We start from the raw sequence: 25,107 nt of genomic DNA on the forward strand, positions 1-25,107 counted from the left end.
CTCCGGGTGACAGCGCCGGAGGGCTCGATGGCTCACGCGAAGATGTTCACGCCTTACATGATGATGCTGAAGATCGATGACGCCCCTATTGATCTGGCGCGGATGGACGAGACGCTCGCTGGCGCTAAGGGCTATTGCGAACTCCTGGGGGAGGCTGCCGGGAAAAAGCTCGTGCTGCGGTTCAATATTAAAGCGTTTCGGAGCCTGACCCGCTTCCCTGGACACCTGTTCTGAGGCGATGATCGCCTCGGAGAGGAGCCTGTCCGATGCCTGCACCCAAGCCGCCGGAGTTCCGCCGTCGCGCCGTGGAGCTCGCCCGCCAGGGCGAGCAAACGGTCCCGGTGATCGCGAAGGATCTCGGGATCAGCGAGTCGTGCCTGCGCCGCTGGATGGCCGTCGACGACGTCGACACCGGCCGCGTCGAGGGCACGACCAGCGACGAACGAGCCGAGTTGGTCGAGCTGCGCCGCCGCAACCGGGTCTTGGAGATGGAAGTGGAGATCCTCAAGCGGGCCAGCGCCTACTTCGCCCGGGAGAACATTCTCCCAAAATAGTGTTCCCGCTGGTCCGTGAACTGGCCGCCGACGGCTTCCCCGTCGCGGTGACCTGCAGGATCCTGGGCGTGTCCCGGTCAGGCTTCTACGACTGGTCCACCCGCCGCTCTCTGCGCGCGCGCAAACCGACGCCACCCTCCTGGCCACGATCACCGACATCCATGTGATGTCGCGGGCCAGCTACGGAGCACCACGAGTTCACGCTGAACTCCGCCTTGGCCTCGGTGTCCACTGTGGCCGCAAACGGGTGGCCCGGTTGATGCGCGCCGCCGGCATCACCGGAATCTGTCACCGGCGCAAACGAGGACGGGGCCGCCCGCTCCCGGCCCCGCACGACGACCTGGTGCAACGCCGATTCGTCGCCGAAGCGCCGGATCAGTTGTGGGCCACCGACATCACCGAGCACCCCACCACGACCGGCGGGAAGGTGTACTGCTGCGCGGTCATCGACGCCTACTCCCGGATGATCGTGGGCTGGTCGATCGCTGATCACATGCGCACCGAGCTCGTCGTCGATGCCCTGCAGATGGCCATCTGGAGACGCCGACCCGGCCCCGGTTCGATCTTGCACTCGGACAGAGGCTCGCAATACACATCGTGGGTGTTCGGGCACCGACTTCGCGAGGCTGGCCTGCTCGGATCGATGGGCCGGGTCGCCTCCAGCGTGGACAACACCATGATCGAATCGTTCTGGTCGGCGATGCAACGCGAGCTGCTCGACACCCGAAACTGGGCCTCCCCGACCCAGTTGTCGTCGGCGATCTTCGAGTGGATCGAGGCCTGGTACAACCCGCGCCGACGCCACACCAGCATCGACAATCTGTCCCCGGCCGCGTTCGAGGGCCTTCACAGACCTGCCGCTACCGCGGCATGATCAGCACACCGATCGTGTCCGGAGAACCGGGTCAGGCTCCTGGTACGAGACGCACCTGACCTATCCGGATGCGCACTGCTACGACCGTGCGGTGAACCCGTTCGCGACGTCCTGCTTCAGAACCTTGGCGACGGAGTTCCTGCAGCTGATCCCGGGCTACCTGGAGATCCTGCGCGCGCACGGGGTCGACTGCGTCGAGGTGCGGTCGGACGATCCAGGTCGTGTGGTCTACGAGGACGAGCACCAGGTCGTGGTCGTGCCGTCCTCTGGATCGGGTTTCGAGATCAGCGCGCGCTTCGGTGGGAGCGAGGCCGGCGCGGCGCCTTTGATCCTGTAGAGGCAGATTCGACATCACCGGCCGATGTCCAGGTATCAGTTGTGCGTCTGAGATCTCGACCGTCCTTGCGTCTCACTGGTCGTGCACGGGCCAGACTTATAGTGCTGGCCACCTGTCCGTGCCCGCCCGGTTGATCCCGATCGTCGGGAACAGTGTCGTGGAGACCTGGGTGCCAATCGGCGTCTCCGCGATGACATCGTCGACGCGCAGCGGTACTTCGGGCCGGGGAGGAAGGTCGCTCGCCGAGCGTGGCCTCTGGTCGTCCTGGTACATCGCGGCCAGACGAACCGCCGTGATCGCTGGTGTCCTATGTTCGAGTGGTTCGTGTGCAGGGCCAGCCGGGCCAGCCGGGCCAGAGGGTGCAGTCGCGGGGCGTTCAGGCGATGGAACGGCTGCAGGCCGTTGATACGCCACACGAACTCTCACTTCCGGCCCGCAGCGATGGCGGACCGTCCTTGGCGCGCCTTCTCGTCCAGGCTGCGAACGTGTCGTAGGTGTCCGATGCAGGCATTTCGACGAGCTTCGCCGCCTTCTCGCCCAGCGGCGAGCCGTCCAGGAACTCGACCTCGGCGAACAGGACGTGCTCGAGCGCGGCTCGCAAGGTCACCAGCGTGTCGGCCACAAGCAGGGGCACCCTACGCGGGATCGGGGCCACGCGGTCGACGACGGTCCGGCTGATTCGACCCGCCGGTACCTCGGCCAGCCCGATCACGCCAGCGGGCTGAGTCTGGTAGTCGAAGAGTAGGTCAGAGACCTGCCCGATCAGCTCGTCCGCCTGCGAGAGCGTTGCGGCGACCCAGAGATGACGCTCGGGTAGCCAAGCGCGCGTTGAGTCCGTCACGACAGGATCCCATGCAGCGTCCACGCCATACTCGCGGGGAAGCCACGTCGGTTCGAGCGACTCACGACGACATGACCACAGGGGCAGCGAGATATGCCGATGGCAGCCTTCTGGCGCGGAGGGGCGGGAACGGGGGCGTTCCCGACGGTGTAAGCAGGCAGTGCGTGGTCGACGCAGATGACTCGGTGTGAAGTGACCCCCGCTGGCCGGACACCTCCAGACTTGGCAGCAGCCAAGGAGGAGGACGCGCGATGGGGCGTCGTAGCAAGTACCCCGAGGAGTTCTGCCGCAACGCCGCGAAGCTCGCACTCGACGGTGGCCGCTCGATCCGGGAGGTCGCCCGCGAGCTCAGGGTGAACCACGAGACTCTGCGGAACTGGGTCGATACCTTGCGCCGGGAGCGTCGTGACGGGCCGGCCGCGGTCGGCGGCGAGGAACGCGCCGAGCTAGCCCGGCTGCGGCGTCGGGTTGCGGAGCTGGAGTTGGAGAAGGAGGTCTTGCGAAAGCCGCGGTCTTCTTCGCCCGGGAGACAGACCGGTGACTCGAGAAGCGATCTACGGGTTCATCGCTGCGGAGAAGACACCATGCCCTTGAAGTCGCTGGCCCAGCCCACGACACGTCGGGTGCCGAGGGGCGGCACGATGGCGTCGTGCTCGTCAGCGGACTTCTGGTCATCGTCCGCTCCGGCCGCGTCCTCGCCGAGATCGTCACGCGTTCGGAGCAGGGACGGCACCTTCGGTCTGGCGTACTGAATCGAACACGTGGACGATCAGCCGGTAGGCGCCTGCCGGGTCGGCCAGCGGGTCCGGCGGGAGCGCGGCCAGTGCCGGGAACGCGCGCGCGGCGTGCGCGTCGTCGTGCACCGTGCCCGCGATCTCGGCCTGGACCTCGAGCAGGTCGACGGTCGGCGGGTCACCGGTCAGCGCACCGTCGGTCCAGGTGACGTGCACCAGGCTGCCGTTGCGGGTGCCGCGGACGGTGAACGAGGAGCTCATCGCTGCACGCCGACGGCCTGCCAGACCTGCAGCAGCGCCTCGTCGTCGGGCAAGTCGTCCTGCCAGCCGTAGGGCTTCGCGAACACGAACGTCTGCGGCTCGGGGAACGTGTCATCGCTGGTGTCGTACATGGTGATCGCGAGCGACCGCTCGCCGACGGCGACGAAGAAGAACTCCCGGTAGTCCGACAGCGCCACGTCGAACAGGATCGCCCGCGGATCGGGACGGGTGACGGTGACCTGCCATCCGTCGGACCGGGGGCGGCGGGTGAGCAGCGGGTCGCGCATCAGAGGAAGCGCCGGTTGGCAGTGTCGTCGGGGACCTCGATGCCGAGCGCGACCAGCATCGGGCGGGTGTCGGCGACGTACTCGGCGCGCAGGTCGGCGTTGTTCTTGGTGCGCAGCCCCCAGCGGACGTAGGCGTCGGAGAAGTCGCTGTCGGAGCGGCCGAACATGTCCAGCGCGGCCGGCCACCACGTCTTGATCTTCTCGTTGGCCTCCTCCATGCCCTCCGGGGTAGAGCAGACGCGCTTGAGGTTGCTCATGCCGAGCGTCGCGTGGAAGACCTCGTCCTTGTGCAGGCGCTCGGCCACCGAGAGCAGCGGCTCGTAGGGCACGCCCTCCCAGGTCTCGCCGATGTAGCAGCCGACGCGGTCGCCAAGGCCGTTGAAGTACGCGAGGTCGCAGAACGTGTCGATCGGCAGGTGGAACAGGTACTGCTTGATCGGCGCGTCGATCGGGCCCACGCCGAGGCCCTCCAGGATCCGCGCGGTGATGACGCCGTGCTCCACCTCCTGCGCCATGAGCTTGGCGAAGGTGGTCTTGAGCTTCTCCGTGGGCGCCAGCGTCATGCACTTGTCCCACAGCACGCTGAGCAGCGCGGTGTACTGCGGGTTCGTGGAGTTCTCGAGGTGGTGGCTGAGCATCCGGACGAGGAGTTCGCGGAACTCCTCCGGGATGTCCGGGTCGCCCTCCCGGTACACGCGCTGCGTCGCCTCGACAGTCATCGTCCGACTCCCCTCGGTTGCGGTGTCCCGACGGTAGGACGGCGGGCCGGGTTTCGTCAACGTACGCGTCGGTCGAATTAAGTCTTGACGTCGGGACCGTGCTCGGGGACGGTCAATTGCGACATCGGAGTGGTCCTGTCAGTACCTCTTGACGTGACTCGCACCACTCACAGATTATTCGACCGACTCGTCGGAAGAACGCGGAGCGGAGGCCCTGATGCAGGAGGACGCCAAGGGAAAGACGCTGGTGGAAGATGACCTCACGGTCTCCGCCGCCACGCTGACGGCCCTGGAACGCGCGATCGGCACGCCCTCGGCGGCCGGCACCGCGACGCTCGTGCCGTGGTTCGGCGCCACGGTCGGTGGCGAGTCCACGGTCGTCACCGGGCTGGGCCTCGACCTGTCTCGCGCCCTGCTCGCGGGCGTCGAGTACGAGTGGGAGCGCCCCTTCGCCGCGGGCGAGACCGTGCACGTCCGGGTCTGCGTCGACGACGTCTACCGGAAGGGCGCCAACCAGTTCGGCGTGGTCGTCGCGGAGTTCACCGGGGCCGACGGGGCGCTCGTGCAGCGCCAGTCGGTGACCTTCATCGAGCGGGGGGCGGCATGAGCATCCGGGAGAGCAGGCGGGGTCCCGTGAACCGGGTGCAGATCGCGCGCTACGCCGGCGCCGTCGGCGACTTCAACCCCGTGCACGTCGACGACGAATTCGCCCGCGCCGCCGGCCTGCCGTCGGTGATCGCGCACGGACCGCTCACCGTCACCCTCGCGCTCGACGCCGTGGTCGAGCAGCTCGGCCCGGACGCTCTGCGCTCGGCGAAGGCCCGGCTGTCGGCCCCGGTGTTCCCGGGCGACGAGCTGGTGGTCGTGCCCGTCGACGGGGGCGTCGAGGTCCGCAAGGCCGACGGGAGCGCAGTCGCCACGATCCAGCTCGGTACGGGCTGATGGGGCACGAGTTCGTCACCGTCGACGACGAGGCCGACGGCGTACGGGTACTCACGCTGAACCGCCCGGAGCGGATGAACTCCTGGAACGCGCAGATGCGCCAGGAGATGCGCGAGGCCGTGGAGGACATCGCGCTCGACGCGGGCGTCCGCGTCCTGATCGTCACCGGGGCGGGTGAGCGGGCCTTCTCCGCCGGCGAGGACGTCGGCGACATGGGCGATCTCACGGCGCTGGGCACCCGCGGGTTCCGCGCGCACGCCCACCGCATCCACGACGTGTTCGACACGATCGAGGCGATGGAGGTCCCGGTCGTCGCGGCCGTGGACGGGGTGGCCGCCGGCGGCGGCTTCGAGCTCGCCCTGTCCTGCGACTTCCGGGTGGCCGGCGAGGGCGCCCGGTTCGTCATGCCGGAGGCGCGGGTCGGGCTGATCCCCGGCTCCGGTGGCTGCTCCCGGCTCGTCCGCCACCTCGGGCTGGGGCAGGCCAAGGAACTGGTGATGCTCGGCGGCACGCTGCGCGCCCTGCGGGCCCACCAGCTGGGCCTGGTCACCGAGGTGGTGCCCACCGGAGGCGCGCTCGACGCGGCCAGGGCGATAGCCGCCCGCCTCGCCGGGCTCGCCCCGCTGGCACTGGGGATGGCCAAGCTCGTGCTCAACACCTGCACCGACGTCGACGCGGAGACCGGGCGGCGCTTGGAGCGCCTCGGCCAGAGCGTCCTGAAGACCACCGACGATCACCGCGAGGGAGCAGCCGCGTTCCTGGAGAAGCGGCCACCGCGGTGGACCGCACGCTAGGAGGATCCGTGAGCACTGACGCCGCCACCCACCACCGGCCCGCCACCCATCGGCACTGGAACGCCGTCACCCAGACCGCGAGCCGCGAACGGCTTGACGCGTTGCACCTACAGCGGATCCGCCACCTCGTCGGCTGGGCCTACGAGAACTCCCCGCTGCACCGCCGCCTCTACGACGACGCCGGGGTGAAGCCCGCCGACATCCGCACCTGGGACGACTACCACCACCGGCTCCCGTTCACCGACAAGCCGGACTACGTGGCCGACCAGGAGTCCTCGGAGAGCGGCTTCGGTGGGATCGCGCTGCCGCAGCAGGAGTGGCAGCAGTACTTCCACACCACGGGGACGACCGGGCGCTTCCTCAACGAGGCGTTCGGCCACTACGAGATGCACAAGGCAGGCTCGCAGTACTGCTACGGGCTGTGGGACCACGGCATCCGGTCGTCGGACTCGATCTACTTCTGCTTCGACTTCGGCATGTGGATCGGGCTGTGGAGCTACTACTGGGGTGCCCGCAACCTCGGCCTGACCATCGTCTCCGGCGGCGGCGCGAGCGGAATCCAGCGCGTGCGCCAGATCCTGGAGCGGCGCCCGACGATCGTCTGCGGCACGCCCACCTACTTGCTGCACCTGGCCGAGATCGCCCGCCGGGAGGGTCTCGACGTCCGCGAGGCCGGGGTCCGGATGCTGGCCGGCGGCGGGGAGGCCGGCTTCTCGGTGCCCGGCACGCGGGAGCGGCTGCGTCAGGTGTGGGGTGTCGACCAGATCTACGACGCGTACGGCATCGGCGAGGCGCTGTTCATCGGCCAGTCCTGTGCGGAGTGGGGCGGGGGCGTGCACGGGATCGAGGACGTCTGCCACTCCTACTCCGTGGACCCCGACTCGGGCGACCCGGTGGCATCCGGAGAGGTCGGAGAGCACGTCATCACCAGCTACACGCACTTCACCCAGCCGTTCATCAAGTACCGCACGCACGACCTCGTCCGGATCGAGGACCGGCCCGACCACGGCTGCGGCTGGACCTGGAAACACTTCCCGGGCGTCGTGCTGGGCCGCGCGGACTTCATGGTCACCATCCGCGGTGTCAACGTGTACCCGACGGCGGTGGAGAACCTGGTCAGCGAGGTGCCGGGGCTCTCGCACCACTACGAGCTGCACATCAGCCGCGTCGACGGCATGGACCGGATGCTGGTCCGCGCCGAGGCGAGCGGGTCCGAGGGATGCACCGAGCTGGCCGCGCGGCTGGCCACCCACCTGCGTGAGAACGTCGGCGTCCGGCTGGAGACCGACGTCGTCCCGTCCGGGACGCTGCCCCGCTACGAGCTGAAGACCAAGCGGATCTTCGACACCCGCACGGCGGGCGAGCGCCCCGCCGTGACGCTGGGAGGCGCGCGATGACCACCACCGAGACCGCCCCGTCCCTCGGCGCCGACGTCGACGCCCAGCGCGAGCGACTCGTGGAGCTGCGGGCCCATCTCGCCCGGGAGCGCGCCGCCGTGATCTCGCCTGCCGTCGACCGCGCGCTGGAGATGGCCGACGCCTACCTGTTCCTGGCCCTGGGCTACGTTGGGCACACCGACGAGCTGTTCCCCGGCGAGCACCTGCCATGACCCAGGCGCTGCTCGGAGGCCTGGTCTCCGGCACGATCTACGCCCTGCTGGGCCTGGGCATCGTCCTGGTGTTCGGCGTCGCGCGGTTCGTCAACCTCGCGCAGGGCGAGTTCTACGTCTACGGCGCGCTGCTGGCCACCACGCTGGTGGCCGCGGGCCTCCCGGTGTGGGCGGCCGCGCTGGTCGCCGTGGCCGGGGTCGCGGTGCTCGCCGCGGCGCTGGAACGGCTGGTGTTCTCCCGGCTCGCCGACGCCCCGCACGCCTCCCAGCTGCTCGGCGGCATCGGCGTGGCGCTGGCGATGGCGGGCGCGGCCCGGCTGATCTGGGGCACCGACGAGCGGAGCCTGCCCGAGCTCGTGCCCGGGCCGCCGTTGGAGCTGTTCGGGGCCAGGGTCGGGACGCAGATGCTGGTGCTGTTCGCGGCGCTCGCCCTGCTCTGCCTGGCCCTGTGGCTGCTGCTGCACCGGAGTCTGCTCGGTATGGCGATGCGGGCCGTGGCCGCGCTGTCCGGCCGCGCCGGGATACTCGGGGTGCCCGTCCGCGGCGTCACGACCGCGGCGTTCGCGGTGGCGGGGGCGGCGGGCGCGGTGGCCGGGGTGGTCGTCACGCCGCTGGTGTTCGTGTCCTACCAGTCCGGCCTGCTCCTCACGGTGTTCGGCTTCATCGCCGCGGCGTTCGGCGGGCTGCGCTCCGTCCGCGGCGCCGTGGCCGGCGGGCTGCTGCTCGGGGTGCTGGAGGCGATGACCGCCTACTTCCTCGACTCCGCGCTGCGCACGCCGATCGCGCTGTCGCTGCTGGTGGTCGTGCTGGTCTACCGGGCGCGGCGGGAGGGCGCAGGCGGGAGCCCGTTCGGTGCCCGCGCGCCCCGCCCGTCCGAGCGGGCCGAGCTGCCCGCCGTCGCCGTGCCGTCGCTGCTGGTGCGGCTGCGCTCCCGGCGCGCCGCGGGCATCGGCGTCGCGCTCGTGGTGGTCTTCGCGCTGGCCGGGCCCGCGTTGCTGCCGCCGTACTGGGTGGCGGTGTGGTCGTTCATCGGCGTCTTCGTCGTCGTCGGCATCGGGCTGGACCTGCTGCTCGGCTACACCGGGCAGCTCTCGCTCGGCCAGACGACGTTCACCGGCGTCTCGGCCTACCTCGTGGCGCTCTCGGTGCAGTGGTGGGACGTGGGCGCGGGGGTGGCCGTGCTCGTGGCGATCGGTGGCACCGCGCTGCTGGCCTTGCTGCTGGGCGCGCTGGTCCTGCGGCTGCGCGGCTACTACTTCACCCTCGCGACGCTCGCCATCGCGATCGCGGCGGAAGCGCTGGTCAACGGCCTGCCCGGCCTGCTCGGCGGCCCGTCCGGGGTGGGGGTGTCGACCACGCTGTCGCTGTTCGGGTTCGCGCTCGACACCCAGGACCGCTTGTTCGCGGCCACCTGGATCGTGGTGGCGCTGAGCCTGCTGGTGGCGCTGAGGATGGTGCGGTCGCGCTTCGGAACGGGCATGCGCGCCGTGGGCCACGACGAGCAGCTCGCCGCGGCCGCCGCGGTGGGACCGTTCCGGGTGCGGCTGGCCGTGTTCGTCGCCTCGTCGGTGCTCGCGGCCGTGGCGGGCGTGCTCTACGCGCACCTCCTACTGTTCGTCTCCCCGCCGGTGCTCGGCTTCAGCGCCGGTTTCGACTCCGTGGTCGGCGTACTGCTCGGCGGGTTCGGCACCGTGTGGGGCGCACTCGTCGGCATCCCGATCGTGCGGCTGCTGCCCGAGCTGGGCGAGGACGTCGCCCGCTACCAGCTGCTGATCTACGGACTCGCCGTGGTGCTGCTCGTGCTGGCGATGCGCGGCGGCGTCGTCGGGGCCGTACGGGCAGTGGCCGGCCGGCTTGCCGCCCGGATCTCCGGACCGGCTGCGGTCGTGGTCCCGGCCACGGCCGCCGAGGTCGTCCCGACCGGCCCGGCGCGGGTGCGGGACGTCGCCGAGGCGCCCGCACTGCGCGCGGAGGGGCTGAGCAGACGGTTCGGCGGGCTCGTGGCGCTGGACGGCGTCGACGTCGCGGTGCGGCCGGGCCGGATCGTCGGCCTGATCGGGCCCAACGGCGCGGGCAAGAGCACCTGCCTCAGCCTGCTCGCCGGCAGCCTGGGCGCCGACACGGGCACGGTGGCGCTGGGCGACGCCGACGTGACCCGGCTGCCGGCCGATGCCCGCGCCGGCCTGGGCATGACGCGCACGTTCCAGCTGCCGCGGCTGCCCGCCGACCTGACCGTCCTGGAGGTCGCGACGCTCGGCGCGTACCGCCTCGGGCGCACCGGACCGCTGCGGGGCCTGCTCACCCCGACCGCGGCCGAGCGCGCCGGGATGAGGCGCGCCGGACGCGACGCGCTGGAGCTGACCGGCATCGCCCACCTCGCCGACGCGCCCGCGGGCACCCTGTCGACCGGCCAGCAGAAGATGCTGGAGCTGGCCAGGGCACTCGCTGGCGCACCGCGCGTCCTGCTGGCCGACGAGCCCGCGGGCGGCCTGTACGGCGACGAGGTGGCGCGGCTGGGTGCGGTGCTGCGCCGCGTCGCGGGCCGCGGCGTGGCGGTCGTGCTCGTGGAGCACGAGATGGACCTTGTCATGGAGGTCTGCGACGAGATCGTCGTGCTCAGCCAGGGCCGGGTCATCGGCTCCGGCACCCCGGCCGACGTCCGCGGCAACCAGGAGGTGCTCGATGCCTACCTCGGGGTCTGACGACGGGCTGCGGGTCACGGGCCTGACGGCGGGGTACGGGCCGGTGACCGTCGTCCGCGACGTGACGCTGGAGGTCGGGCGCGGGGACTTCGTCGGCGTGCTCGGCGCCAACGGGGCCGGGAAGACCACGCTGCTGCGCGCGCTCGTCGGCGACGCGCGGGTCACCGCAGGCTCGGTCACCCTCGACGGCCGGGAGTTGCGCGGCCTTCCCGCGCACCGCGTCGCGCGGGCTGGCGTGGCGGTCGTGCCGGAGGGGCGCGGGCTCGTCCCCGAGCTCTCGGTGCGCGACAACCTGCTGCTCGGCACGGCCACCTGGAACCGCCGCTACTCCTCGCCCGCGGTGACCCGCGCGCTGGCCGAGGTGCACGACCGGTTCCCGGTGCTCGGCGAACGCGCCGGACAGCTGGCCGGGTCGCTGTCCGGCGGCGAGCAGCAGATGGTGGCGATCGGGAGGGCCCTGATGGCCCGCCCCACGCTGCTCGTCCTCGACGAGCCCTCGCTCGGGCTCGCCCCCAGGCTCGTCCGCCAGGTCTTCGCCGACCTGGCGCAGGCGAACCGCGACGGCATCACGGTGCTGGTCGCGGAGCAGAACGCCGCAGCGGCCCTCCGGGTCGCCACGCGGTCGTACGTCATGCACGGCGGTCGGGTGGTCACGGAGGGCACGGCGGAGCAGCTCGAGGCGAGCGGCCTGCGGTCGGCCTTCCTCGGAGAAGGAACGAGGGAGCATCGATGAGGACGACTTCCCCACGCAGGCGCCTGGCCGCCGTCGCGGCGCTGGCGCTCGCGCTGGCCGGGTGCGGCGGTAGTGCGGCCGAGGCCCCCACCGGGCCCGGAGAGGGGTACCGGGTCGGCGTGATCCTGCCGCTGACCGGCCCCGCGTCGGCGATCGGCAACGACTTCAACACCGCGCTGGAGGTGTTCCGGGAGATCGACCCGGCCGCCCAGGACCTGCAGATCGAGTACATCGTCTGCGACGACCGCACCACCCCTGACGGCGCCGCGGCCTGCGCCCGCAAGCTCGTCCAGCAGGACGAGGTGAACATGGTCTACGGGCCGGTGATCGGCGGCTCGCACGCCGGCGCGCGGCCGGTGCTCTCGGCCGGGCCGCCGTCGGTCACGCCCTCGCCCTACGCCACGACCGAGCCGGGCGACCCGATCTTCTCCGCGGCCGGCAACTCGGTCGAGCTCGACCGGGTCACCCTGGAGCTGGCGGTCGAGCGCGGCCTGCAGCGCGTGGCGGTCCTCGCGACCACCGACCTCACCGGCGAGACCGCGGTGCAGAACCTGGAGGCGGCCAACGCCGATCTCGGGCTGCAGCTGGCGGTCGAGCGCATGGGCCCGACCGACGTCGACGCCTCGGCCCAGCTCAACCGGCTGCTGGAGACCGACCCGCAGTACGTCTACGTCGCCACGTCCGGCGCGGCGGCGGGCGTCGCGCTCAAGGGACTCGGGCAGCTCGGCGCCGACCTGCCCACGGCCCTCATCTGGTCGAACACGACCAACGGGTTCCTGCAGGCCGCGGGGCCGGACATGCCGTCGGAGACCCTGTTCGCGGTGTCGGCGGCCTGGGACCCCGACACCCTCGACGACCCGGCGCGCGCCGAGCAGGTGCGCACGTTCCAGTCCGCGTTCGAGGAACGGGCAGGTGCTCCGGCGTCCTTCGTGGTGCAGGGCGCCTACGACGCGTTCCAGCTGATCGTCAGCGCGCTGAGCACCGCGGGCGGCGAGGCCGACGCGATCTCCGCGCACCTCGACGGGCTGACCGACTTCCAGGGCCTGAACTGGCGCCTGGACTACACCCCCGACCGGCACCGGCCCGAGCCCGAGGGCAACTACGTGATGATGCGCTACGACCCCGCGGACGGCACCTGGTCAGCTGCCGCCCCCCAGGGCTGAAGCATGCACGACGACCTCGGCGTCTACGTCCTGCCCGGCCGCGCGCCCGACCCGTCGGCGGTGCTGGGGGAGGCGCGCGACGCGGAGCGGGCCGGGTTCGGCACGGTCTGGGTCAGCGAGCGGCTCGACGTCAAGGACGCGGGAGTGGTGTGCGGCGCGGTGGCCGCCACCACCACTCGCACGCGGGTGGCCACCGGCGTGGTGCACCAGGGCACCCGGCACCCCCTGACGCTGGCCTCGATGGCCGCCACCGCGCACACGCTCAGCGGCGGCCGGTTCGTGCTGGGGCTGGGGCGGGGGATGGGCGCGCTGGCCCCGTCGCTCGGGGTGCCGCAGCCGACGCTGGCCGGGCTGGAGCACCTGGTGTCGGTGCTGCGCAGGCTGTGGACGGGGGAGCGGGTCACCGAGGAGGGCCCGGCCGGGTCGTTCCGCGGCATGCGCTTCTCCGACCTCCCGCCCCACGGCGCGCCGCCGGTCGTGCTGGGGACGATCGGCCCGCGCGGGCTCGAGCTCGCCGGCCGGGCCTTCGACGGCGTGCTGCTGCACCCGTTCCTCACCGCCGACGCGGTGGCGGCGTCGGTCGCGACCGTACGCAGGGCGGCGGAGCGGGCCGGGCGCGATCCGTCGTCCGTCCACGTCGTCACGACGTTGGTGGCCGCCCCCGACCTGCCGCCCGAACGGGTCGACCTGGCGGTGCGGGCCCGCGCGGTGAGCTACTTCCAGGTCCGCGGGCTCGGTGAGCTGCTCGTCGGGCGCAACGGGTGGGACGCGCGCGTGCTGGAGCGGCTGCGCGCGCATCCGTCGCTGGCCGGCGGCGGGATCGCGGACACCGCGTTCACCCGCGACCGGCTCGTCGCGTCCGCGGAGGTGCTGCCCGAGGCGTGGTTCACCGAGGGAGCCGCGATCGGGACGAGCGCGCAGTGCGCCGCCAGAGGGGTGCAGTACCGCGCGGCGGGCGCCGACGAGGTGCTGGTGCACGGAGCGTCGCCCGCGGAGGCCACCGGCCTGGCGGCGGCCTGGGAGACGTGCATGGCGGCAACCGGGAACCGCCGCGGCGGTCCGTCGTGACGGTCACGGCCGAGGTGCTGGCCGCCGTCGTGGGCGGCCCGGTCCGGGCCCTGGAGCGGCTCAAGGGCGGCTACTCACGGGAGATGTGGTCGTTCGACGCCGACGTCGACGGGCAGGAGCGGCCGCTGATCCTCTGCGCCGACCTGACGACCGGCGTCGTCGGCAGTGCGGACTCGCTCGGCCGCGAGGCCGAGGCCGAGCTGCTCGCCGGGCTGCACGGCGCCGGGCTGCCGGTGCCCGGGGTGCTCACCTCCGGCGGCGCCGGCAGCCCGCTGGGTCGCCCGTTCCTGGTGATGGACCGCGTGCCGGGCACCGCGTCGGTCGGCCCGCTGCTGCGCGATCCACACCACCTCGCCCGCCGCGACGCGCTCGGCGCGCAGCTGGCCACCGTGCTCGCCGCGGTGCACGCCGTCGACCTGCCCGACGTCGTCGGCCCGCTGCCGCCGCCCGACGAGGTCGCCCCGCGCGAGGTGGCGCGGTGGGCCCGGGCGCTGGACTCGGTACCCGACGCCAGGACCCCCGCGGTCCGGGCGGCGCAGTGCTGGCTCGATACGCACCTCCCGCCGCCACCGGAGCGGGTCGCGCTCGTGCACGGCGACTACCGCACCGGGAACCTGATTTACGGGTCGGAGGGCTTCCGCGCCGTGCTGGACTGGGAGATGGCGCACGCCGGCGACCCGCTGGAGGACAGCGCGTACGCCGCGCTGTCGTGCTGGCGCCTGGGCACCGGGCTCGTCGGCGGGCTGGTGCCGGTCACCCGCTGGGTGGATCTCTACGGGCGCGCCGCGGGCCGGCCCGTCGACGGCGCCGCGTGGGAGTTCTGGTCGGTGTTGGGGGCGGTGAAGATGGTGGCCCTGACCCGGCGGGTGCTCGACCTGCTGGGGCCCGGCGGGGAGCGCGACCTGCTGCGGAGGCTGGCCGCGCAGCTCGACGACGATCTCCGCGACGCCGGGTCGTCACGGACCTCCGCCGCGGCGTCTCTACAGTAGGTCACGGTCCTGATGCAGCCCGTCGCCCGGGACCGGGAGTGAGGGAGTTCCGCATGCCGCCTCCGGCCCGCCGGTCGACACCCGACGGTGCGCCGCGCCGCCGGCCCGGCCGCCCGCGGCTCACCGAGCCGTCGCCGGAGTACCTCGCCCGCCTCGACGAGATCATCGAGACCGGCATCAAGGTCTTCCACGAACGCGGCTACGACTCCGGCTCGCTCGACGACGTCGCCGCCGCGCTCGACCTGCGCCGGGCGAGCCTCTACCACTACCTCCGCAGCAAGGCCCAGCTGCTCTACCTGATCTTCGACCGGGCGTTGACCATCTCCCTGCAGCGCCTCGACGAGCTGGCCGGGATCGCCGACCCCCGCCAGCAGCTCGCGGCACTTGTGGGCCACCAGGTCCGGATGGTGGCCGCGGACCCCAGTCTGTTCGCCGTGTTCTTCGACCAGCGCCCCCGCCTCGACGACGCCTACCGGGACCAGATCATCCGCAAGGAGCGCGAATACGTCCGGCGCTTCGCCTCGGTCGTCACGGCGGCCGTCGAGGCCGGGGAGGTGGCCTCGGTCGACCCCCGGCACGCCGCGCACGCCCTGATCGGCATGACCAGCTGGATCTACAAGTGGTTCGACCCGGAGCGCGACGACCCCGACGCCGTCGCCACCACGATGATCCGTCTCGTGCTCGGTGCCGACGTCGATCTCGACGCCGTGCTGCCGTCCGGCGTCCCCGCCACCACCTGAGCCCCCGGCTCCGGCGAGACGTGCTACTTCAGCATGAAGCCGGCGTCGACCCGGACCTCCGTGCCGGTCACGTAGCGGGCGTCGTCGGACACCAGGAACGAGATCATCTTCGACACGTCCTCGGGCTCGACGACGTCCACCGGCATCAGGTTGCCGCGCATCGGGCCGGTGAGCCGCTCGTGCTCGCCCATCCAGTCGACGAACCACCGGTTGTTGGACATCTCGGTGTTCACCCCGGTGGGGTGCACGACGTTGACGCGGATCATCTCTTCCGCCAGCTCCCAGGCGAGCGTGCGCATCAACGCGATGAGCCCGTGCTTGGCCACGTTGTAGTGGGTGCACCCGGCCACCGACCGGAGGCCGCCGGTGGAGCCGGTGAGCACGATCGCCCCGCCCCGCTTGCCCTCGATCATGTGGGGCACGAACGCCCGGCAGACCTTCCATCCGCCCGTGACGTTGACGTCGAGCATGTCCTGCCACTGCTCGTCGGTGAGCTGCCAGGTGCTGTCCGCGGCGCTCATGACGCCGGCGTTGGAGATCAGCGCGTCGACGCGACCGAACTCGGCCATCGTGCGCTCCGCGGCCGCGTTCACCGCCGCGGTGTCGCGGATGTCGGTCTCCACGGCCAGGCAGCGCCGGCCCTGCTTCTCCACCAGCGCCACGGTCTCGGCCATGTCGTCGGGCGTGCTCATCGCGTACTCGATCGTCGCGATGTCACCCGGCGCGTCGAGGATCACGACGTCCGCGCCCTCGCTCGCGAGCATGACGGCGTGCGAGCGGCCCTGCCCGCGTCCGCCACCGGTGACCACGGCGACCCTGCCGTCCATCCTGCCCATGTCAGTGTCCCTTCAGGAAGAAGTCGCGCATGACCTCGGCCAGCGCGTCGGGCCGCTCCAACGCCATGCTGTGCCCGCAGTCGGCGAGCTCCACGTACTGCACGTCGTCGCTCACGCGCTCCATCTGCCGGCGCGTCTCCTGGCCGATGAAGTGCTCGCTCGCCACGGCCAGCACCGGCATCGGGAGCGGCGTCCGCGCCCAGCGCTCGTCGAGGGCGATGTTGGTGAACGTGGCCCGGTAGACCTCGAAGATCGCCCGCAGCCCGCCCGGCGCCGACGAGCAGCGCACCCACTCCGCCACGCAGTCCGGCGTGATCGCGGCCGGGTTGTAGGTCTCGTTCTTCATCCACGTCGACCAGAAGGCCTCCTCCCGGCCGCTGATCAGCATCTCCGGGAAGTCCGGGACGTGGAAGAAGCCGACGTGCCACAGGAAGTGGCTCGACCGCACGTTCTCGGCCGTGAGGGCCGACCAGTCCTCGAGCCCGAACCCGGGCAGCAGCATCTCGCCGAAGGAGAGCTTCGTGACCCGCTCCGGGAAGCCGGCGGCGACGGCGTAGGCGAACGCGGCACCCCAGTCCTCGCCCGCCACGGCGAAACGCTCGTGGCCCAGCTCGGTGAGCAACGCGGCGATGTCCTCGGCGATCGTGCCCATGTCGTAGCCGCCCTCGGGCCGGGCCGAGTCACCGAACCCGCGCACGTCCGGGGCGATCACGGTGAAGTGCTCGGTGAGCAGCGGGATGACGCGGTGCCAGTAGTACCAGGTCTTCGGGACGCCGTGCAGCAGCACGAGCGCGGGCCCCGACCCGGCGGTGACGTAGTGCAGGCGCACCCCGTTGACCGTCCGGCGGCCGTGGGTGACGGGCGTACCGGCGTGGTCGAAGATGTCGAGCATGGATCTCCCTACTTGAGCATGAAGCCGGCGTCGATCGGCACGGTCGTCCCGGTGATCCACTTGCCGGCGTCGGAACAGAGGAAGGCGACGACGTCGGACACGTCCCGCTCGGCCAGCGCGTCGACGGGCATCAGGTTGAACCGCATGGCGTTGCCGAGCTCCTCGTGCTCGGTGAGCCACTGCGGGAAGAAGTCGTTGTTCGACATCGGCGACGCCACGCCCGTCGGGTGGATGGTGTTGACCCGGATCGACTCGGGCGCCAGCTCGCGGGCCAGCGTGCGCATCAGCCCGACGATCCCGTGCTTGGCCGCCGTGTAGTGCGTGCAGCCGGCGACGGCGCGCAGCCCGGCGATCGACGAGGTGATGAGGATCGTGCCGCCCGCGCCGCCCGCGCGGATGTGCGGGACGACCGCCCGGCAGGACTTGAACACCCCCGTCAGGTTGATGTCGATCATGTCGTCCCAGGCCTCGTCGGTGAGCTCCCAGGTGTTCTCCGACAGGCTCAGGATCCCGGCGTTGGCCAGGTGGATGTCGATGCGGCCGAACTCGTCCATCGCGGTGTCGGCGAGACGGGTCATGTCGGCCGTGCTGCGCACGTCGGCCTCGATCGCGACGCAGCGCCGTCCGGTCTTCTCGACCGCGGCCACGGTCTCGTCGAGGTCGCCCCGCTGCCCGGTCGGGAACGGCACCGATCCCACCTGTTCGGTGATGTCGCAGATCACGACGTCGGCGCCCTCCTCGGCCAGGCGGATCGCGTGCGACCGGCCCTGCCCGCGTCCGCCGCCGGTGATGACCGCGACCTTGCCGTCCAGCTGTCCCATCTCAGTCCTTCCCGTACCGCGCCAGTGCGCGGCGGTTGTGCTCGGTGATGGCGTCGGTGAGGTCGGTGTAGGGCTCGTCCCACGGGTCCTTCACACCCCAGCCGCGGCCACCGGTGTTCTCGACGTAGCCGCACCAGTGCCAGCCCGCGAACCACGGCTCGTCGAGCAGGGCGTCCAGGGCGGCGCCGTAGTCGACGCCGCGTTCGGCGTGGTCGGCGCACCCGGTCCGGTGCGGGTTGAGCTCGGTCGGCGTCCAGTTGCCGGCGTCGGCGACGATCACCGGCTTGCCCCCGCACTGTTCGCGCCAGCGCGCGAGGTCGTCGCGCAGCTGCGTGCGGGACTCCTGGGTCGGCTCGGTGAAGTACTGCACCGACAGCACGTCGACGAAGGGCGCCATCGCCCGCAGCACCGGCTCGGGGATGCCCTTGTTGCCGTTGAACCGGTCACCGAGGATCAGGTGGTCGGGGTCGTGGCGGCGGATGGCCGTCACGATCGTCTCGTAGTAGCGGCTGGCCACGTCGTAGAGCCGCCTGTCCCGTTCGGCCGGGTCGAGGCCGCGCAGCTCGGCGAAGTCGGCCCCGGAGGCGTGCGGCAGCCAGGCCGGGATGTCGACGAGGAAGTAGCCGAGCAGGTCCGGCGAGTCGGCGTGCTCGGCGGCGATGCTGCGCGCGAGGTAGTCGCACCAGACCGCGAAGTCGTCGCCTCCGTGAGCAGGGTCCAGGGGCCGGAACGCGGGGTGGCCGTTCCAGTCCTCGATCTCCATGACCGGCACCTGGGCGACGTAGGGGATACCCGCCCCGCGCAGCTCCGCCGCCGACCACGGGGTCGAGTGCCTGAGGTCGATCGGGTCGCCGAACCAGTCCAGCGCCTCGCCCCAGCCGCCCGCGACGTACTCCTGGGTCCAGCCCAGGGTGTTGAACGACCAGTTCCGCAGGTCGGCGACGGCCCCGTCGGCGATCCAGCGTTCGCGCGAGCCGTAGCGCTCCCGCCAGATGTCACGGTTGCGCGGGAACTTGAGGTTGGTCTCGTCCACGTGGTTCAGGGCGAGGGACAGGAACGGGTTGCCCTCCGGGTCGACGAGCCGCCCGTCCCGGATCGCGAACGTCATCAGAGCTCACCACCGAAGAACCGCAGGTAGTGCCCGGCCAGCTCGTCGGGGGACTCCTCGGCGAGCTGGTGGCCCCACGGCAGGATCACCGACCGCACGTCCTGGGCGACCTCGCGCATCTGCCGCTCGTTGTCCGCGCCGATGAAGTGTTCGCTGCCCACGGCCAGCACCGGCATCCGGAGCGGGGTCTTGGCCGACTCGACGTTCTGGTCGCCGTCGGTCAGCGTCGCCCGGTAGATCTCGCACATGCACTTCACCCCGCCGGGTGAGCCGTAGCAGCGCACGTACTCGTCAATGGCGTCGGGCGTGATCGCCGTCGGGTCGTGCGTCTCGTGCTTGATGAAGTAGGAGAAGTACTCCCGCTCGTGCCCGTTGATCAGCATCTCCGGGAACTCGGGCACCGCGTAGAAGTTGATGTGCCAGAGCCAGACGTAGCTGCGCACGTTCTGTGCGGTGAGGAACGAGTAGTCCTCCAGTCCGAAGCCGGGAAGGATCATCTCCTGGTAGACCAGCTGCTGCACACGGTCGGGATAGGCCGCGGCGAGCTGGTAGGCCGCCGCGGCGCCCCAGTCCTCGCCGACGACGCGGAAGCGCTCGTGGCCCAGCGCGGACATCAGCTGCGCGAAGTCCTCGGCGACGTTGCGCATGTCGTAGCCGTCGGTCGCGTGCTCGGAGTCCCCGAGGCCGCGCATGTCCGGGACGATCACCTGGTAGTGCGGGGTGAGCAGCGGGATCACGTGCCGCCAGTGGTAGGAGGTCTTGGGCACGCCGTGCAGCAGCAGCACCGGCTCGCCCTCACCTGCGGTCAGGTAGTGCAGCCGCACCCCGTTGACGGTTTCGCGCCCGTGCCGGACGAGATCGCCGCGATGGTCGACGATGCGCATGGGTTCTCCTCTCACAGCAGGTCGTAGACGCGGCGGTTGAACTCCGCGACGGGATCGACGTAATCGGGGTACGGCTCGTCCCACGGGTCCTTCATGCCCCAACCGCGGGCGAGGTTCTCGACGTAGCCGCACCAGTGCCAGCCCAGCAGCCACGGCTCGCGCACCAGGTCGGTGAAGGTGTCGACGTAGTGCTGCGCGCGGGCGGCCTGGTCCTCGACGCCGTCCATCGTGCGCTGCGGGTTGAGCTCGGTGGCGGTCCAGTTGCCGATGTCGGGGATGAGGATCGGCTTGCCGACCCGCTCGTACAGCCCGCGGGCGTGGCTGATCACGTGGTCGCGCGAGGCCTGGTCGTTGCCCGGGTAGTACTGCACCGACAGCACGTCGATGTAGGGCTTCGCCGCCTCGAGCACCACGTCGGGCAGCTCGTTGTCGCCGTTGTAGCGGTCGCCCAGGATCAGGTGGTGCGGGTCGTAGGTGCGGATGTGGCGGTGGATCGTCTCGTAGTACGTCGAGGCGATCTCGAAGAGCTTCGCCTCGCGCTTGTCCCCCTCGAGCCCCTCGAGCCCCGGCCAGTCCGCGCCCGCGGGGTGGCGGAACCACAGCGGCGCGTCGACGAACGAGTAGCCGATGAGGTTCGTGCTCTCGGCGGCGTCGACGCAGATGCTGCGCGCGAGGTAGGCGCAGTGGTCGTCGAAGTCGGCGTCGAAGACGTCGGGGTAGAACGGGCGCCCGTTCCAGTTCTCGTTCTCCGCCAGCCGCATCTGGATGATGTAGGGCATCCCGGCGGCCTCGAGGTCGGCCACGGTCCACTGCGCGCCGTGCTCGACGACGACGATCTGGGACCAGTCGAACTTCTCCCGCCAGCCCCCGCCGATGTACTGCTGGGTCCAGCCGATGGAGTTGAAGCCCCAGTTGCGCAGGTCGGTGACGACGCCCTCGGTGATCCAGCGATCGCGCGAGCCGCCGTAGCGCTGCTTCCAGACCTCGAGGTTGTGCGGGTACTTCAGGTCGGAGTCGTCGATGTGATTGAGGCCGACGGACAGGAAGCCGTTGCCCAGCGGGTCCACCAGCCACCACCGGTCACCGTCGCGGTCGAGCCGGAACGCACCGGTGGCGTCGAACCGCCAGCGGGTGGAGCCGCCGTAGCTGTCGATCTCGGACAATGTCTCTCCTGTCAGGGGGTGGGCAGGCACGAGCGCACGTACGCGTCGGCCTTGGCCAGTTCGTCGGTGATGTGGTGCAGGGGCCAGCCGCCGGTGCCGTGGCACTTGAGGCCGGCCGGGCCGCGGTAGCCCAGGCGGGCGAGCGTCCCGAGCGGGACGGCGTGGTCGAGGGTGCCGCCGACGCGGGGCAGCTGCTGCTCGCCGGGTCCGAAATTCAGGCCGTCGACGCCGTGCCGGTAGGCCCGGTCGATGTCCCAGATGTAGTAGTAGAAGAGCTTGCCGCGCTCGGCGAGCCAGGTGATCGCCTCGGTGATGCCGTCCTGCATGACCCACAGGTGCGGCGGGGCGAGGCAGATCCCGAGGTTCGGGTGGTCGATGTCGCGCACCAGCCGCTTGATCTGCGCGAACGTGTCGACGCCTTCGTCCCAGCGCTGCTCCTCGCCGTGCCCGGACTCGAAGTCGGCGCTGAACGGCACGGTCAGGTGGTTCTCCACGGCGATCCGCACGCCGTTGCGCGCCGCGGCCTCCACCAGGGCGGGGAGGAACGTCGACACGAAGTCGGGGTAGTTCGCCTCGCAGTCGAACACCACGGTGTCGATGCCGAGGTCGCGGGCGAACTCGATGCGCTCCAGCATCTCGTCCTGCGTCTTGCCGTACATCGTCAGGCCGCAGGGGCGGACGCCGTAGTGGTCGAGCACGGCCCGGATCGCGGACGGGTCGTCCCCCGGGTTGACGTGGTGGGCCAGCGGCGCGGCCGAGGACCACAGGTTGACCTCGGTGAACCCGAGCCCGGCGAGCTCGCGGATCGCCACCTCCAGGGGGTAGTCGTGGTACGGCAGGATCTCGGCGGCGTAGCGCACCGGATCTCCTCTCTACTTGACGGCACCGAAGGTCAGGCCCGCGACGATGCGGCGCCGCATGATCAGGGTGAGGACGAGGATCGGCGCGGTGATCACCGTGGCGGCGGCGGTGAGGTTGCCCCACTGCGTGCCGAACATGCCGGTGAACTCCTGGATCCCGACGGGACCGGTCTTGGCGCCCGCGCGGGTGAGTGACAGCGCGAACAGGAACTCGTTCCAGGCGAGGATCGCCGAGAGGATCGACACCGTCGCGACGGCCGGGACGAGCAGCGGCCAGACGATGCGGCGCAGCACCGTCCACGTCGACGCGCCGTCCACCATCGCCGCCTCGGTGATCTCCACCGGGATCGCCACGATCGAGCTGCGCAGGATCCACACGGCGATCGGCAGGTTGAACGCCGCGTACGGCACGATCAGCACGGCGTAGGTGTCGATCAGCCCCAGGTACCCGGCGGCGATGAACACCGGGATCACGGCCACGATCGGCGGGAACAGGTAGGTCGACAGGATCCACGACGACAGCGCGCCGCGGGCCCGGAAGTGGCGCATCGACAGCGCGTACGCGGCGGGCACGGCCAGCGCGATCGTGAGCAGGGTGGCCCCGGCCGTCACGACCACGCTGTTGAGCAGCAGCCGGTCGTAGCCGACCGACGTGCCCGCGGCGCCGGCGAGCACGGCGCCGTAGTGCTCCAGCGTCGGGGTGAACGACCACTCGGGCGGGAGCCGCTTGGCGATCTCCTCCGGTCGCAGCGAGGTGCTCACCATGAACACGACCGGGAGCAGGCCGACGAGCAGCCAGATCCACAGCACGGTCCGTCCGGCGAGGCGGGAGACGGTGGACATCAGGACTCCTCGGGCTGCGTGTAGCGCTTGATCACCCGCAGCATCGCGGGGACCAGCAGCGACAGGACGATCAGCAGCAGCACCGCGAACGCCGACGCTGCGCCGATCCGGAAGCTCTGCAGGGCGACGCGGTGGATCCCCAGGTTGATGATCTCGGTGGCCTCACCGGGCCCGCCGTTGGTGAGGATCTTGAACGAGTCGAAGGTCTTGAACGCCTGGATCGTCCGCAGCACCACCGCGATCGCGACGAACGGCATGAGCTGCGGGAGCACGATGTACCGGAAGCTCTGCCAGCGGGAGGCACCGTCGATCGCGGCGGCCTCCAGCGGCTCCGGGGGCACGGCCTGCCGCCCGGCGATGAGGATCAGCGCCACGAACGGCGTCCAGGCCCACACCTCCAGCGTGAGCAGCGCGATCCAGGCCGTGGTCGGCTGGGACAGCCACTCGGTACTGATCCCGAGGTAGTGGTTGACCCACCCGTAGTTGGGGTTGAGCAGCTCACGGAAGATCAGGCCGGACACCGCGGGCGTGATCGCGAACGGCACCAGCAGCAGCAGGGTGCCGATCGTGTTGGCCCGCGTGCGGGTGGCCAGCGGCATCGCCAGCGCCATCCCGAGTCCCAGCTGCAGCGCCACCGAGACCACCACGAACGCCAGCGTGAGCAGCAGGCTCCGCAGGGCCGACGGGTCGGTGAGCACGAAACCGTAGTTGTCGAACCCCACCCACTCGGAGCTGCCGCCGAGCAGGTTCTCGTCGCGGAAGCTCGCCCGCAGCAGGTAGAGGGCCGGGAACACCGTCATGAGCAGGAGCACCACGAGGGTAGGCGCCATGAGCAGCCACGGCCCGGACCTCCTGTGCCGGCCGGCACGCCGGGGCAGCGGCGTCGCGGGTGCGGCCGCCCGGGTCAGCTCCTGGGTGCTCATGACGCCTCCGGCAGCTCGTAGCCGGCCTGGGTGAGCCGTCGGGTGACGTCCTCGACGGCCTTGTCCAGCGCCTCCCGCGGGGTGGCCTCGCCACTGGCCGCGGTGTTGACCGCGACCGCGATGGCCCGGCTGATCTCGGTGTAGTTGGTGAGCCGGGGACGCCCGACGCCCTCGGCGAGCGACCCGCCGAGCGCGGTGTAGAACTCGTCGCCCGCCAGCGCCGCGTAGACCGAGGTGCGGCTGGGGTGCAGCCCGTCGGCGGTCATCGCGAGCTGCTGCTCGGGCGCGGTCAGCCAGGTGATCGCCCGGTAGGCCCACGCCTTGTGCTGCGAGAACCTGTTGAGCGAGAGCATCCAGGTGCCGAAGTGCGGGCCGCGGGCCTGCGCCACGGGAACCGGGGCGTAGCCGATCTCGCCGCCGACCGCGGGGTCGAGCTCCAGCGAGTGGTAGTTGAACGTCATCGCCGTGAGCCCGCTGTCGAACGACGACGCCGTCTCGTCCCACGAGGCCGCCGTCGTGCCGGGCGGGACGCTGCGCTGCTCGCTGATCAGGCGGTGGTAGTAGGTGAGCGCCTGCTCGCCCTCGGGGCCCGCGAAGTCCAGGGACAGGTCCTCGCCGATCATCCGGCCGTCGCCGCCGAACCCGGCGAGCAGCGACTTGAAGTCGTCGGTGGCCCAGTCGCCGACGCCGGCCATCATCGTGGTGCCGTAGAGGTCCTGCTCCGGGCGCGTGAAGAACTCCGCGACCTGGGAGAACTCGTCCCAGGTCGTCGGCACCGCGAGCGGGCGGCCGTAGCGCTGCGCGAACGCCGCCTGTTCGGCCGGGTCGGCGAAGAGGTCCTTGCGGTAGGCCATCACCATCGCGTTGGCCTGCAGCGGCATGCCGTAGACGTCGAACCCCTGCCCGGTGACGGCGGCGACGTCCGACGCGGTGGCCGGGTCGGGGAACTGCCGGACCTCGTCGTCGGCGTCGTACACCGCGGTGTCGGCGAGCACCTTGGGGATCAGGTCCTCGAGCTGCGCCGGCGCGACGTCGTTGACCGCGGGGTTCGTCAGGTAGCCGCTCAGCGGCTCCAGGGCGCGTACCAGCGCGGGCGCCCAGGGCGTGTCGACGATCAGGATGTCGTAGTAGGAGCTACGGGTGGCGACCTCGGCGTACACCCGCTGCTGCAGCGCGTCGTAGGGCTGGGTGTCGATCTGCAGGTCGATGCCGAAGACCTCGCGGAAGTGCGGCACGAGGTTCTGCACCGCCTCCGCGTTGGCCTCCGCCGTGGCGTAGAGCATCCGGAGCTGCGGCGGCTTGGGGCTCGCCGGGTCGGCGCCCCCACCCGTCGCGCCCCCACCGCAGCCGGTGGCGAGCAGGGCGGCGACGGCCGACACCGCCACCAGCCGCGAGACCCGGCTCCGCAGACCCCTCCCAGGCCGCCTCAT

General features: G+C 71.3%; 30 protein-coding genes. 16 read left to right on the forward strand and 14 right to left on the reverse strand.

From position 1 onward, the window contains the following. Window positions 1-6: 6 nt before the first annotated feature. The 4 genes from H6H00_RS19985 (at window position 7) to H6H00_RS20000 (ending at window position 1,765) form a co-directional block, all read left to right on the forward strand. Window positions 7-234: a DUF6414 family protein gene (locus H6H00_RS19985; RefSeq protein ID WP_185717265.1), complete on the forward strand. Its 228-nt coding sequence runs from the start codon at window positions 7-9 to the stop codon at window positions 232-234. A 32-nt stretch (window positions 235-266) separates the two neighbouring features. Next, entirely contained in the window at window positions 267-554 is a 288-nt protein-coding gene (locus H6H00_RS19990; RefSeq protein WP_185717266.1) for a transposase, read from the forward strand. Window positions 555-645: 91 nt separating this feature from the next. Then, window positions 646-1,428: an IS3 family transposase gene (locus H6H00_RS19995; RefSeq protein ID WP_255425847.1), complete on the forward strand. Its 783-nt coding sequence runs from the start codon at window positions 646-648 to the stop codon at window positions 1,426-1,428. 91 nt (window positions 1,429-1,519) lie between these two features. Next, window positions 1,520-1,765 carry a hypothetical protein gene (locus tag H6H00_RS20000; RefSeq protein WP_185717267.1) on the forward strand — a complete coding sequence of 82 codons (246 nt, stop codon included), beginning with the start codon at window positions 1,520-1,522 and terminating at the stop codon, window positions 1,763-1,765. Window positions 1,766-2,141: 376 nt separating this feature from the next. Here H6H00_RS20000 and H6H00_RS31925 read toward each other — a convergent pair whose 3' ends face one another. Next, the gene (locus tag H6H00_RS31925; protein WP_221775603.1) at window positions 2,142-2,606 is read right to left on the reverse strand and encodes a hypothetical protein; all 465 of its coding nucleotides are present in this window, start codon (window positions 2,604-2,606) and stop codon (window positions 2,142-2,144) included. Between the two features lie 251 nt (window positions 2,607-2,857). Here H6H00_RS31925 and H6H00_RS32895 point away from each other — a divergent pair, with 251 nt between their 5' ends. Next, window positions 2,858-3,358: a transposase gene (locus tag H6H00_RS32895; protein WP_185717268.1), complete on the forward strand. Its 501-nt coding sequence runs from the start codon at window positions 2,858-2,860 to the stop codon at window positions 3,356-3,358. Here the strand turns inward: H6H00_RS32895 and H6H00_RS20015 are convergent. Genes H6H00_RS20015 through H6H00_RS20025 form a run of 3 tightly spaced genes read right to left on the reverse strand, consistent with a single transcriptional unit; the run spans window position 3,314 to window position 4,607 of the window. Next, window positions 3,314-3,601, reverse strand: a complete 288-nt coding sequence (locus tag H6H00_RS20015) for a hypothetical protein (protein ID WP_185717269.1) — start codon at window positions 3,599-3,601, stop codon at window positions 3,314-3,316. The genes H6H00_RS32895 and H6H00_RS20015 overlap by 45 nt on opposite strands. Then, window positions 3,598-3,888 carry a hypothetical protein gene (locus H6H00_RS20020; RefSeq protein ID WP_185717270.1) on the reverse strand — a complete coding sequence of 97 codons (291 nt, stop codon included), beginning with the start codon at window positions 3,886-3,888 and terminating at the stop codon, window positions 3,598-3,600. Before H6H00_RS20020 ends, H6H00_RS20015 begins: the two co-directional genes overlap by 4 nt. After that, window positions 3,888-4,607 carry a Phenylacetic acid catabolic protein gene (locus H6H00_RS20025; protein ID WP_185717271.1) on the reverse strand — a complete coding sequence of 240 codons (720 nt, stop codon included), beginning with the start codon at window positions 4,605-4,607 and terminating at the stop codon, window positions 3,888-3,890. The genes H6H00_RS20020 and H6H00_RS20025 overlap by 1 nt, the downstream gene beginning before the upstream one ends. Window positions 4,608-4,824: 217 nt before the next feature. Between H6H00_RS20025 and H6H00_RS20030 the strand changes: the two genes are divergently transcribed. The 11 genes from H6H00_RS20030 to H6H00_RS20080 are packed head-to-tail and all read left to right on the forward strand — an operon-like array spanning window position 4,825 to window position 15,347. After that, on the forward strand, window positions 4,825-5,214 hold the full coding sequence (locus tag H6H00_RS20030) for an FAS1-like dehydratase domain-containing protein (protein ID WP_185717272.1): 390 nt from the start codon (window positions 4,825-4,827) through the stop codon (window positions 5,212-5,214). Beyond that, window positions 5,211-5,549, forward strand: a complete 339-nt coding sequence (locus H6H00_RS20035) for a MaoC/PaaZ C-terminal domain-containing protein (RefSeq protein ID WP_185717273.1) — start codon at window positions 5,211-5,213, stop codon at window positions 5,547-5,549. Before H6H00_RS20030 ends, H6H00_RS20035 begins: the two co-directional genes overlap by 4 nt. Next, window positions 5,549-6,343, forward strand: coding sequence for an enoyl-CoA hydratase/isomerase family protein (locus H6H00_RS20040; protein ID WP_185717274.1), 795 nt, complete (start codon window positions 5,549-5,551; stop codon window positions 6,341-6,343). The genes H6H00_RS20035 and H6H00_RS20040 overlap by 1 nt, the downstream gene beginning before the upstream one ends. A gap of 8 nt (window positions 6,344-6,351) precedes the next feature. Then, complete coding sequence (locus H6H00_RS20045) at window positions 6,352-7,740, forward strand: phenylacetate--CoA ligase family protein (protein WP_185717275.1); 1,389 nt, start codon at window positions 6,352-6,354, stop codon at window positions 7,738-7,740. After that, a complete protein-coding gene (locus H6H00_RS20050) occupies window positions 7,737-7,952 on the forward strand; it encodes a hypothetical protein (protein WP_185717276.1) in 216 nt (71 codons plus the stop codon). The genes H6H00_RS20045 and H6H00_RS20050 overlap by 4 nt, the downstream gene beginning before the upstream one ends. Beyond that, the gene (locus H6H00_RS20055) at window positions 7,949-10,654 is read left to right on the forward strand and encodes a branched-chain amino acid ABC transporter permease/ATP-binding protein (protein ID WP_185717277.1); all 2,706 of its coding nucleotides are present in this window, start codon (window positions 7,949-7,951) and stop codon (window positions 10,652-10,654) included. The genes H6H00_RS20050 and H6H00_RS20055 overlap by 4 nt, the downstream gene beginning before the upstream one ends. Next, window positions 10,635-11,387: an ABC transporter ATP-binding protein gene (locus tag H6H00_RS20060; protein ID WP_185717278.1), complete on the forward strand. Its 753-nt coding sequence runs from the start codon at window positions 10,635-10,637 to the stop codon at window positions 11,385-11,387. Before H6H00_RS20055 ends, H6H00_RS20060 begins: the two co-directional genes overlap by 20 nt. Further along, window positions 11,384-12,550, forward strand: a complete 1,167-nt coding sequence (locus tag H6H00_RS20065; RefSeq protein WP_185717279.1) for an ABC transporter substrate-binding protein — start codon at window positions 11,384-11,386, stop codon at window positions 12,548-12,550. The genes H6H00_RS20060 and H6H00_RS20065 overlap by 4 nt, the downstream gene beginning before the upstream one ends. Before the next feature lie 3 nt (window positions 12,551-12,553). Continuing rightward, window positions 12,554-13,618, forward strand: a complete 1,065-nt coding sequence (locus H6H00_RS20070; protein ID WP_185717280.1) for a TIGR03857 family LLM class F420-dependent oxidoreductase — start codon at window positions 12,554-12,556, stop codon at window positions 13,616-13,618. Then, complete coding sequence (locus H6H00_RS20075) at window positions 13,615-14,607, forward strand: phosphotransferase family protein (RefSeq protein ID WP_185717281.1); 993 nt, start codon at window positions 13,615-13,617, stop codon at window positions 14,605-14,607. Before H6H00_RS20070 ends, H6H00_RS20075 begins: the two co-directional genes overlap by 4 nt. A 53-nt stretch (window positions 14,608-14,660) precedes the next feature. Then, entirely contained in the window at window positions 14,661-15,347 is a 687-nt protein-coding gene (locus H6H00_RS20080; protein ID WP_185717282.1) for a TetR/AcrR family transcriptional regulator, read from the forward strand. Window positions 15,348-15,370: 23 nt separating this feature from the next. On the opposite strand, the gene H6H00_RS20085 is transcribed toward H6H00_RS20080, so the two are convergent. The 10 genes from H6H00_RS20085 to H6H00_RS20130 are packed head-to-tail and all read right to left on the reverse strand — an operon-like array spanning window position 15,371 to window position 25,107. Continuing rightward, complete coding sequence (locus tag H6H00_RS20085) at window positions 15,371-16,183, reverse strand: mycofactocin-coupled SDR family oxidoreductase (protein WP_185717283.1); 813 nt, start codon at window positions 16,181-16,183, stop codon at window positions 15,371-15,373. A 1-nt stretch (window position 16,184) separates the two neighbouring features. Next, window positions 16,185-17,075, reverse strand: a complete 891-nt coding sequence (locus H6H00_RS20090; protein ID WP_185717284.1) for an alpha/beta fold hydrolase — start codon at window positions 17,073-17,075, stop codon at window positions 16,185-16,187. An 8-nt stretch (window positions 17,076-17,083) separates the two neighbouring features. Beyond that, window positions 17,084-17,896: a mycofactocin-coupled SDR family oxidoreductase gene (locus H6H00_RS20095; RefSeq protein ID WP_185717285.1), complete on the reverse strand. Its 813-nt coding sequence runs from the start codon at window positions 17,894-17,896 to the stop codon at window positions 17,084-17,086. Between the two features lies 1 nt (window position 17,897). Beyond that, window positions 17,898-19,004 carry a glycoside hydrolase family 5 protein gene (locus H6H00_RS20100; protein ID WP_185717286.1) on the reverse strand — a complete coding sequence of 369 codons (1,107 nt, stop codon included), beginning with the start codon at window positions 19,002-19,004 and terminating at the stop codon, window positions 17,898-17,900. Further along, a complete protein-coding gene (locus tag H6H00_RS20105) occupies window positions 19,004-19,888 on the reverse strand; it encodes an alpha/beta fold hydrolase (RefSeq protein ID WP_185717287.1) in 885 nt (294 codons plus the stop codon). The genes H6H00_RS20100 and H6H00_RS20105 overlap by 1 nt, the downstream gene beginning before the upstream one ends. Window positions 19,889-19,899: 11 nt before the next feature. Next, window positions 19,900-21,051: an agarase gene (locus H6H00_RS20110; protein ID WP_185717288.1), complete on the reverse strand. Its 1,152-nt coding sequence runs from the start codon at window positions 21,049-21,051 to the stop codon at window positions 19,900-19,902. Window positions 21,052-21,062: 11 nt separating this feature from the next. Further along, on the reverse strand, window positions 21,063-21,911 hold the full coding sequence (locus H6H00_RS20115) for a sugar phosphate isomerase/epimerase family protein (RefSeq protein ID WP_185717289.1): 849 nt from the start codon (window positions 21,909-21,911) through the stop codon (window positions 21,063-21,065). A 12-nt stretch (window positions 21,912-21,923) separates the two neighbouring features. After that, entirely contained in the window at window positions 21,924-22,754 is an 831-nt protein-coding gene (locus H6H00_RS20120; RefSeq protein ID WP_185717290.1) for a carbohydrate ABC transporter permease, read from the reverse strand. Beyond that, entirely contained in the window at window positions 22,754-23,677 is a 924-nt protein-coding gene (locus tag H6H00_RS20125; RefSeq protein WP_185717291.1) for a carbohydrate ABC transporter permease, read from the reverse strand. The genes H6H00_RS20120 and H6H00_RS20125 overlap by 1 nt, the downstream gene beginning before the upstream one ends. Beyond that, window positions 23,674-25,107: an extracellular solute-binding protein gene (locus tag H6H00_RS20130; protein ID WP_185717292.1), complete on the reverse strand. Its 1,434-nt coding sequence runs from the start codon at window positions 25,105-25,107 to the stop codon at window positions 23,674-23,676. Before H6H00_RS20130 ends, H6H00_RS20125 begins: the two co-directional genes overlap by 4 nt.

It is taken from the genome of Pseudonocardia petroleophila (assembly GCF_014235185.1).
Lineage (GTDB): Bacteria > Actinomycetota > Actinomycetes > Mycobacteriales > Pseudonocardiaceae > Pseudonocardia > Pseudonocardia petroleophila.

Bases quoted from the DNA above. Each gene is read 5' to 3' on its own strand.
- H6H00_RS20080 (WP_185717282.1), top strand. From the start codon at position 14,661: ATGCCGCCTCCGGCCCGCCGGTCGACACCCGACGGTGCGCCGCGCCGC.
- H6H00_RS20070 (WP_185717280.1), top strand. From the start codon at position 12,554: ATGCACGACGACCTCGGCGTCTACGTCCTGCCCGGCCGCGCGCCCGAC.
- H6H00_RS32895 (WP_185717268.1), top strand. From the start codon at position 2,858: ATGGGGCGTCGTAGCAAGTACCCCGAGGAGTTCTGCCGCAACGCCGCG.
- H6H00_RS20060 (WP_185717278.1), top strand. From the start codon at position 10,635: ATGCCTACCTCGGGGTCTGACGACGGGCTGCGGGTCACGGGCCTGACG.
- H6H00_RS20020 (WP_185717270.1), bottom strand. From the start codon at position 3,888: ATGCGCGACCCGCTGCTCACCCGCCGCCCCCGGTCCGACGGATGGCAG.
- H6H00_RS20125 (WP_185717291.1), bottom strand. From the start codon at position 23,677: ATGAGCACCCAGGAGCTGACCCGGGCGGCCGCACCCGCGACGCCGCTG.
- H6H00_RS20100 (WP_185717286.1), bottom strand. From the start codon at position 19,004: ATGACGTTCGCGATCCGGGACGGGCGGCTCGTCGACCCGGAGGGCAAC.
- H6H00_RS20090 (WP_185717284.1), bottom strand. From the start codon at position 17,075: ATGCTCGACATCTTCGACCACGCCGGTACGCCCGTCACCCACGGCCGC.
- H6H00_RS20105 (WP_185717287.1), bottom strand. From the start codon at position 19,888: ATGCGCATCGTCGACCATCGCGGCGATCTCGTCCGGCACGGGCGCGAA.
- H6H00_RS20130 (WP_185717292.1), bottom strand. From the start codon at position 25,107: ATGAGGCGGCCTGGGAGGGGTCTGCGGAGCCGGGTCTCGCGGCTGGTG.
- H6H00_RS20030 (WP_185717272.1), top strand. From the start codon at position 4,825: ATGCAGGAGGACGCCAAGGGAAAGACGCTGGTGGAAGATGACCTCACG.
- H6H00_RS20040 (WP_185717274.1), top strand. From the start codon at position 5,549: ATGGGGCACGAGTTCGTCACCGTCGACGACGAGGCCGACGGCGTACGG.
- H6H00_RS20065 (WP_185717279.1), top strand. From the start codon at position 11,384: ATGAGGACGACTTCCCCACGCAGGCGCCTGGCCGCCGTCGCGGCGCTG.
- H6H00_RS20015 (WP_185717269.1), bottom strand. From the start codon at position 3,601: ATGAGCTCCTCGTTCACCGTCCGCGGCACCCGCAACGGCAGCCTGGTG.
- H6H00_RS20025 (WP_185717271.1), bottom strand. From the start codon at position 4,607: ATGACTGTCGAGGCGACGCAGCGCGTGTACCGGGAGGGCGACCCGGAC.
- H6H00_RS20050 (WP_185717276.1), top strand. From the start codon at position 7,737: ATGACCACCACCGAGACCGCCCCGTCCCTCGGCGCCGACGTCGACGCC.
- H6H00_RS20085 (WP_185717283.1), bottom strand. From the start codon at position 16,183: ATGGGCAGGATGGACGGCAGGGTCGCCGTGGTCACCGGTGGCGGACGC.
- H6H00_RS20035 (WP_185717273.1), top strand. From the start codon at position 5,211: ATGAGCATCCGGGAGAGCAGGCGGGGTCCCGTGAACCGGGTGCAGATC.
- H6H00_RS20055 (WP_185717277.1), top strand. From the start codon at position 7,949: ATGACCCAGGCGCTGCTCGGAGGCCTGGTCTCCGGCACGATCTACGCC.
- H6H00_RS20095 (WP_185717285.1), bottom strand. From the start codon at position 17,896: ATGGGACAGCTGGACGGCAAGGTCGCGGTCATCACCGGCGGCGGACGC.
- H6H00_RS19990 (WP_185717266.1), top strand. From the start codon at position 267: ATGCCTGCACCCAAGCCGCCGGAGTTCCGCCGTCGCGCCGTGGAGCTC.
- H6H00_RS20120 (WP_185717290.1), bottom strand. From the start codon at position 22,754: ATGTCCACCGTCTCCCGCCTCGCCGGACGGACCGTGCTGTGGATCTGG.